11 protein-coding genes are annotated in these 7,722 nt (G+C 41.7%); 1 reads left to right on the plus strand and 10 read right to left on the minus strand.

Annotation, left to right across the window (positions count from 1 at the left end):
* Positions 1-133 precede the first annotated feature (133 nt).
* The 9 genes from E1163_RS23700 to E1163_RS23740 form a co-directional block, all read right to left on the minus strand.
* Positions 134-1,018, minus strand: coding sequence for a helix-turn-helix domain-containing protein (locus E1163_RS23700; RefSeq protein ID WP_155175015.1), 885 nt, complete (start codon positions 1,016-1,018; stop codon positions 134-136).
* Between the two features lie 167 nt (positions 1,019-1,185).
* Positions 1,186-1,740, minus strand: a complete 555-nt coding sequence (locus tag E1163_RS23705; protein ID WP_155175016.1) for a carboxymuconolactone decarboxylase family protein — start codon at positions 1,738-1,740, stop codon at positions 1,186-1,188.
* A gap of 163 nt (positions 1,741-1,903) precedes the next feature.
* On the minus strand, positions 1,904-2,290 hold the full coding sequence (locus E1163_RS23710; RefSeq protein WP_155175018.1) for a hypothetical protein: 387 nt from the start codon (positions 2,288-2,290) through the stop codon (positions 1,904-1,906).
* A gap of 6 nt (positions 2,291-2,296) precedes the next feature.
* Positions 2,297-2,812 (minus strand): hypothetical protein, encoded by a 516-nt coding sequence (locus E1163_RS23715; protein ID WP_155175020.1) that lies wholly within the window; start codon positions 2,810-2,812, stop codon positions 2,297-2,299.
* Positions 2,813-2,987: 175 nt separating this feature from the next.
* Positions 2,988-3,182 (minus strand): hypothetical protein, encoded by a 195-nt coding sequence (locus E1163_RS23720; protein ID WP_155175022.1) that lies wholly within the window; start codon positions 3,180-3,182, stop codon positions 2,988-2,990.
* A gap of 211 nt (positions 3,183-3,393) precedes the next feature.
* On the minus strand, positions 3,394-3,783 hold the full coding sequence (locus E1163_RS23725) for a hypothetical protein (protein ID WP_155175024.1): 390 nt from the start codon (positions 3,781-3,783) through the stop codon (positions 3,394-3,396).
* Positions 3,784-3,849: 66 nt separating this feature from the next.
* Positions 3,850-4,431 carry a hypothetical protein gene (locus tag E1163_RS23730; RefSeq protein WP_155175026.1) on the minus strand — a complete coding sequence of 194 codons (582 nt, stop codon included), beginning with the start codon at positions 4,429-4,431 and terminating at the stop codon, positions 3,850-3,852.
* Complete coding sequence (locus E1163_RS23735) at positions 4,412-4,921, minus strand: RNA polymerase sigma factor (protein ID WP_155175028.1); 510 nt, start codon at positions 4,919-4,921, stop codon at positions 4,412-4,414. Before E1163_RS23735 ends, E1163_RS23730 begins: the two co-directional genes overlap by 20 nt.
* A gap of 63 nt (positions 4,922-4,984) precedes the next feature.
* Complete coding sequence (locus E1163_RS23740; protein ID WP_155175030.1) at positions 4,985-5,692, minus strand: hypothetical protein; 708 nt, start codon at positions 5,690-5,692, stop codon at positions 4,985-4,987.
* 157 nt (positions 5,693-5,849) lie between these two features.
* Between E1163_RS23740 and E1163_RS23745 the strand changes: the two genes are divergently transcribed.
* Positions 5,850-6,386 carry a DUF4136 domain-containing protein gene (locus E1163_RS23745; protein ID WP_155175032.1) on the plus strand — a complete coding sequence of 179 codons (537 nt, stop codon included), beginning with the start codon at positions 5,850-5,852 and terminating at the stop codon, positions 6,384-6,386.
* A gap of 50 nt (positions 6,387-6,436) precedes the next feature.
* On the opposite strand, the gene E1163_RS23750 is transcribed toward E1163_RS23745, so the two are convergent.
* Complete coding sequence (locus tag E1163_RS23750) at positions 6,437-7,528, minus strand: zinc metalloprotease (RefSeq protein WP_155175034.1); 1,092 nt, start codon at positions 7,526-7,528, stop codon at positions 6,437-6,439.
* Between the last annotated feature and the right edge of the window lie 194 nt (positions 7,529-7,722).

The following is a 7,722-nucleotide window of genomic DNA, read 5'->3' on the forward strand; positions in this document are numbered from 1 at the left end:
ATTTCTAAAACATAAAACTGCACAACTGCCCTATCCCAACCTTGTCATTCCCAAATTTTCTGGCTCAAAGTTATTTCATGGCCACCTTTAGTGGAAATATTGAGAATCTCCCCTAAAATCCTGCCTGAACCACCTAATACTCCTCACCTTTTGCAAACCCAACAGTGTCTCGATAAAGCTGGGGAGAAACATTGGCGTTGTTCTTGAAAAAGCGGCTAAAGTAGTATTCGTCGTTAAAACCCAGCTCGTAGGCTATTTGTTTTACGGCTTTGGATGTAAGGTAGAGTTCTCTCTTGGCTTCTATGATGATCCGTTCGGCGATCAGGCCGGTCAGGGTTTTGTTGAAGTATGATTTGACCACTTTGGCCAGTGCATTGGCTGAGATGTTGAGCAAGTCGGCATAGTCACCGGCAGAATGTCGCGTACGGTAGTGCTGCTCGATGGCGTCTTTCAGGCTTTGGATGATGTAAGGCTCACTCCCCTCGTCCGGATTGCTTATTACCTCCGGGCGCTGGGCTACTTTAATACGTGTAGCATTGATCAGGAATATTTTCAGGTAAGAGATAAGCAGGTCATACTGAGCCAGGTCGCTATTCTGCACTTCGGTTTTCATTTGTTCTACCAATGCCAGCAAACTATTTAATTCATCATTATTCAGTGTTACATAGGGCGGCTCATAAATGTTACCAAACAATATACCGCTGCATGACACTTCCTTGTGGTGCTTGTGGATACAGAAAAAATCAGGATGAAAATTAATGACAACGCCTTTTACTCCCTTAGCTTCTGCCAGCATAAAGGGTTGGTAAGGTGCAAAGCAGAGCAAAGTGTTCTTTTCCACCTGATAATCAGTAAAATCGGCCTTTAGGGTAGCTTCTCCTTCGGTTATCAATATCATCGAAAGGTAGTTTAACCGCTGTACGTGATCAAATTGGGTGGCATCTTCAAAAGAAAATACTTTAAAGGCTAATTCCCCATTCTGCGGATTTACTAAGGTGTGAACTGATTTTGTGATCATTGTATATATTTAAGCTAACCTGTATTTAAACGGCCCTCCGGTAATTTGGCTTCCATATTGTGATGGTTTCAGCCAAAAAGTCATTTTACCGACATATAAAACTAAGAAAGGGCGCCACTCCACGCTTCTGGAGCGGCCCTTCTCGTGACAAAATTGTATCAAAAAACTTATACTGCTGCAGTTTCAACCAATTCTACTTCGGGAAAATCCACCACCACGCGGGTAGCATTGTTGAAGTAGTTGGTGAAGATGTTGAGTGCTGTATGAGCGATGATCTCGGCTATAGCTGCATCGCTGTATCCTGCATTTTTTAGTTCATTCACATCTTCTTCGCTCACTTTACCCTTCTTTTCGAGTATCACGCGGGCAAAAGTCAGGGCTGCTTCTGACTTTACATCTGAGGCTCTTCCTTCACGGGCTGCGGCTATGGTTTCGGCATCCAGTTTCACAAGCTTCTCGCCAATATAGCTATGGGCGGCATTACAATACTCACATCCGTTGGCATTGGCTACGGTAAGGGCTATCTGCTCGGCAAGTTTGTTACCTATAGAGCTTTCGCCCAACGCTCCGCTAAATGACAGGTAGCCATTAAGCACGGCAGGTGAGTTGCCCAATGTACGCATCAAGTTAGGTACTACACCTAATTTGCCTTGTACTGCATTAAATAATTCTTTTGTTTTTCCTGTAGTTGTTTCGGGGTTAAGTGCTGGAATTCTTTGCATTGCTTTATTCTTTTAGTTGTTAATAAAAAATTACAATGCAAATGTGCAGCTATCCCTAGCCCTGTAACATGGATAATTTCAGCTATCAGATGGACGATTTTATTTTGGGGTACAATGCTTACCGGCTAAATCACAGCCAGAAGAATAATTGAAAGACTAATTATTATTTGTCGTAACAAGCTTCATGTATCTCCAGTAAATATTGTTGAGCCTTGTCAGCTTCGGTAGGTGTAACTTTAAACGTAGTATATCTGGAATAACGCGACTTGTCGTCCAACCATTTATATTTTACAGCAATTCCGATCGGAAAATGATCAAAAACAAGTCTTTCTCGGGATGAGTGTCGTCCATTCATCTTATATGCTGCCTTTACTTCACTGATATTATTACAAATCCTGGATGATATTTCACAAGGAAGAATCTTATCTTCAACAAAATGAATTGCGGAATAAAAGGCTGTTGTAATTACCCAATCGTAATATTTTTTCCCTTCAAGAAGTTCGTGAGAAAGCGTTTTGTTTCTTTCCCCGTGTGCTTTCTTTTTGCTCACTGATAATTAATACTTTTCGATATAACCAAAACCATCTTCCCTTAGCAGGGCTTCGTCCAAATTGTCACTTGACAAAAAGCCAATATCCAAAGGCTCGTTAAATAACTTCGTAAATATGCCTTTATTCTCATAAATTTTAGAATAAGCAGTTTCAACGAAAGAATCATCATTCAAAAACTCATTGGACACTGAGATTATAACACATGGACGACCAGGTGATAAATTTATATACAATCCGGATACTTTATAATCCTTTTCTTCCAGATAAGAAATCACATTCTTGGATAGGATATAGATCTGATTTGCCTTTTGCGTAAATTTCTCTACTTCATTAGAAACAATAAGGTTAAGAAATTCGCTCTTTCCAGACTCCTTACCATCCGAAAAACCTTTATTGTAAGCTTCGGCTACTACATCCACATGATAATAGCCTTCAGTACTTCTAGACTTAACTTCTCCCTTGCAGGTATCTAAATATTGATAAAATAAATCAGAATTACTTACCGGAATCTCAACGCTCATTGGAGTGGGAATTTTGGGTTGCAAAAATAATTCGAAAAATGAGTATTAAAAACAATCGCCGACAATGTATGTAAAAAATAGCAATTACGTAACCTCATTACTCGAATTATACCAATAACGTTTCTTAATAGAGCAATGTTCGGCAAATCAGTTTAATACAGATGGAAAATATCCCTTACAATTTCTGAATAGAATCCTCCTCTTCCGTTTCATCCTTCTTTTTATCTACCATTTCAATATTGATCTCAGGTTTTTCATCTCTTCGATGGTATGTGGGCAAAATGGCACCACCAATACCGGCACCAAAAGCGGCTAACAATACAAAGCATATAAAGACAATAAGCCTCAGAACTCGTTTTATCTTTTTCATTTTTGAAGTAATTTAAGGTGCCTGAAAGGCAATGGAACAACAGGAATTGCAGTCTCCCTTTTAAGAGTTACCCGGCAAACAGAGTCAAAATGTGGGCTTTACTAAACTTCCAAAAGTTTGGCAAAGCTTAACTGCTCAGTAGCACCGACAGCAAGGTTGAGACCCTGCTCACATGTATTGCGTAAATTTTAAAAAGGAGAAGAGACGGATATTATCCGCGAAGAAAGGGGTCTTCCTCATCAGAATTTTGAGGAATGGTTTTTAAGGGCAATGTATACGTCAGCTTCAAAAAAGCCGGAGATGTATTGAAAAAGGCCTGTTTTATGAGGATTTGCCGGTTGTACGCTGCCAAATAACCTTTGAAACTGTGCGGTAATGCAGGCGTGGAACAAACAGCAGTGTGTAAGTGCCCGGCTGCAAATAACGAAACGCACTGGCTGTTCTCGTTATGAGCTGACACCACCCAGCCTGAAGTGGCTTTCGGTTTCTGTTCTGTATAGCCTTGTACAGGGCTTAGTGCTCCTGTAACCATTGTTACAAGCAGGGCCAGTAGTATCAGCCCGTTAGCTTTGCTTTTTATATGGGGATGTAAATCAGCCATGGTGTATATCAAAGATAACAAAAAAACCTCCGGAGTCGTGCTTCGGAGGTTTCCTATTTGTTTCTATCAGTTCTGCTTTTGCAGATTGTCGCGCAGGGCCTCCAATTTGTTTTTTCTATGCTTGATGCATTTATATTCCTTGCCAGACAGGAAGTATGCCGCCACGAAGAAGGCTAGTACCAGCAGTAACTTCCACCAAGTTGTGCCATCGTCCCAAACAGACAGTGTGGTAAAGAGGGCTATGGGAAGCAAACCCCACCGGCCTGCTGTGGCAAGCCACACCTGGTAGCGGGCATTGGCTATGGCATGGTCAAGATCTCCCAGCATGGAAGCTTCAAACCTGTCTTCTGACCTCATTCTTCTTATTCTGCTGACGGCCATAAAAACTGCTGTCAATACCATTGCAGCGGCAAGCAGGTAGGCAAAAGTACTTTGTTTACCCTCTATAGCCCCGGAAACCATTATTATACCGGCTGCCAATATATTTGCGCCGATGATGATCAATTCTGACAAGCCTGTAGTATAGCTGACTTGTTTCTTTTTTCCTTCTATTCTTTTACGCAAGGCTTCTTCATTGATGGCATACACAGGTTCATTATTCTGAGTATCCCATATGCGCTTCATTTCTTCAAATTCCATGGTAATCATAATTTTCTGATTTAGTAATGAGATGTTTTTTAATCCGATGGATCTTCACACCTATATGGCTTTCCGAAATACCCAGGATATCGGACATCTCCTTATAGCTGAACCCATCCAGCAACAGCAGCGTTATGGCGCGGTCGGCTTCGTTCATTCGGGCTATCTCCTCATACAACCACTCCAACCGGTCGTCGACATAAGCTTCTTTTGTGGTTAAAAGGTGCTCCAAATGCTCATAGGGTTGCCCGTCCTGATGCCTGCGTTCCTTTCTTATCCATTTCATTGCAGTGTTAAGCGCAATGCGATAAACCCAGGTGCCGGCACTGGATTCTTCCCTGAAACTGGGAATGGATCGCCAAACCTGAACGGCAATTTCCTGAAAAAGATCATCCTGATCAGCAGGTGTAAAGGCATAGGCACGAACTACTTTAAAGAACATGCCCCGATAGCGGGCCAACCAGTCTTCAAAAATGCTGTTTTGCTGTTGTTGTGTCATTTAACCCGTTAGTACCATGCTTTGGCGAGAATATTACAGGGAACACAATTTTTTTTCAACATATCAATCAGGAAACGTGTGGAGCTTCTTAAAGGTCATTATTAAGCCTTTGTTGCTGTCGGATATACCAGTCAGCTTCAGTTTGTCATCATCTACTTCAACCTGCCAGCTTTCAGGCGTAGTATCCGGTTGATGGCTGAGCAATGTGATCTCAGGACGGTGGCCATCGATGTGCCAGTAGCCTGAAAGTTTTTCTCCTTTACTATTTCTTTTCACATATATCCTGTCCCATCGCATGAAAAGGTAGTAGCGATTATCTTTATCAAATGTTGAAGTAATAGAGTTTCCTCCGCTGATAATATCCTGCAAATCCCATAACCCATGAAGTTGATCTGCGGTTGACATAGGCAGGTCGGTAATATTTTCCAGTGTTACCACCACATCCATCCCATCTTCTTTTCTCTTCCAGATCATGGCAGCTCCTTCAAAGCTTACCTCAAACGCATCGTATTCATCCCGAATGCCAATATTTTCAGATGTAGCAAACTGCCGTGATGCTTCATCGTACGCCCATGTACCCAGTGAGTTTTGAAGCCATCCGTTGCCCGATTCGTAGGTACCATCTTCTTTAATGTTAGTCCACTTGGCTACGGGGGTCATTACTTTGCCAGCCACTTCTACTTTTGATACTTTCCAAAGGCCAGTGATATCCTGAGCAAAAGACGGGACACAGCATAGTATGATAATGATATGGGCAAAGAAGGTTTTCATAATTCAATGTTTAGTATGATCAGCAAGTCAGTTTTAAAAATACAGGATTTATACTCAGCATGCCATTAAATAACGTGATGCTGACACAGGTCATAAACTAAATCGAATGCTCATCATATATCAGTATAAAAAGAAAGTTTTACCTTTAAAATAAAAAATGCGCTACCTCTTTATTCCCCTTTGTCTGATAGTCCTGGCGTGTGCAGAAGTAAAAGTCCGCACGAGTTATGACCCACAGGTCAATTTTGAACAATATAAAACCTGGTGTTGGATAAATGGCTGTAGCCCATCGTATGACGGCCCGCGTTTTTTATATGATAGTGCCGCTATAGAAACCATAGCAAATACCATAGCCGTAGAAATGGCTGAAAAGGGATTCAAGCAGGTTGATGAAAACTCTGATCTGTTGTTGGATTTTCACATTATACTTAAAGAGGATTCCTCCATGGCAGCCTGGGTACATGAGGAAGACCTGCCCTTCTGGGACCCTTACAATGAGCCGAAAAATTATTATCATTTCCTGCGTGGCTCACTTGTTATTGACATTGCTGACCGGGAAAAGGGACGGATGATCTGGCGATCGAATGCGGAACGGTTAATGGCGCTAACTCCTGACCTCGACCAGGCAGAAATAAGATCGGGCGTAAAAAAAGCTTTGAAAAAATTTCCTCCCAAAACTGAAGACCACAAATAAAAAAAACCGGCCCAGTTTCCTGAGCCGGCTCTCAATTATTTCAGGCTGGTTTACAGCACAAAGCTCTCTCTTGCTCCACCTGCGGCAAATATAGCTCTCATACGTGCCTTTTGGCCTTCGGAGAACATTTGCATACATGCATCATCTGTGTAATCCATGTAGTTCATGGTCATGTCTGTAGACTTACAGTTTACAGTAGGGTAAGAAGGACATCCGTAGTTAGGGCCATCAGAAGATGGAGTATCTGCTACGAAGTCATCCTGACGACATCTTCCGTCACCCCAGATGTGACGCAGGTTCAGGTAATGTCCTACTTCATGAGTAGCAGTCCTGCCTTTGTTGAAAGGAGCTGAAACATAACCAGTTGTACCGAAGTATTGAGGAGAGATAACTACACCATCAGTAGCAGCAGCACCACCAGGGAACTGAGCATATCCTAATATTCCACCACCGATGTTACAAACCCAAATGTTAAGGGCACTTTCAGGAGTTACTGCATCAACACCACCGTTTGAAGCATATTTCATGTCATCTCTGGTACCCCAGGAAGTCTTTGAAGAAAACTTTCTGGTAACACCTGCTAAAGTAAAGTTGATATCAACATCAGCAATTAAACCCGCAAACTCGGCAGGCACCTGATTTTGATCACTATTACTTTTGTTAAAGTCAGCATTCAATACATTCATTTGAGAGTTGATCTGCGCATCGCTGATATTCTCATTAGAGTTGTTGTATATAACATGTACATACACTGGAATATTGATAGTACCCAGACCATCATCAACAGGGTCTCCCCCGCCGTCTCCACCGTCTCCGCCAGAGCCTCCACCGTTACCGCCGCCAACACCATCCGGCTTTTTCGCTGCAATAAACTGACGTACGTGTTTTTCGATGTTGTACATCCTCTGGTGCAAACCCGGATCTGCTTCCAGCTTTTGATTCAAAACTTTCATGGAGTAGCAAGACTTGCCACCTAAAGCTGATCGTCCATCTGCTTCATCGAAAGTGTAAGTGTAAAAATCACTCATATCAACATTCACCTGTTGATCCTGGTTTACTTCTTCACTGATTACGCGGCTTTCATCCTCGCAAGAGGTAAATAAAACAAGCCCTGCCGCCAGAGCTAATAAGTGTCTCTTCATAGGTTTAGGTTTAAATTTAGAATTTTGGCAATATAAAAACTTTAATCTTTGCCTCAAACCCAAATCAATCACTAACCTTACACCAAAAAACAAAATTAAATTTCGATTACATCAAAATACATGTTTAAACGCATAAATGGCAGTATTTAGTTTTTCTATGCGGTTGAATATTTTTTTAAAAAAAATTCAGGTAC

Source organism: Fulvivirga kasyanovii, assembly GCF_009711405.1.
Taxonomy (GTDB): Bacteria; Bacteroidota; Bacteroidia; order Cytophagales; family Cyclobacteriaceae; genus Fulvivirga; species Fulvivirga kasyanovii.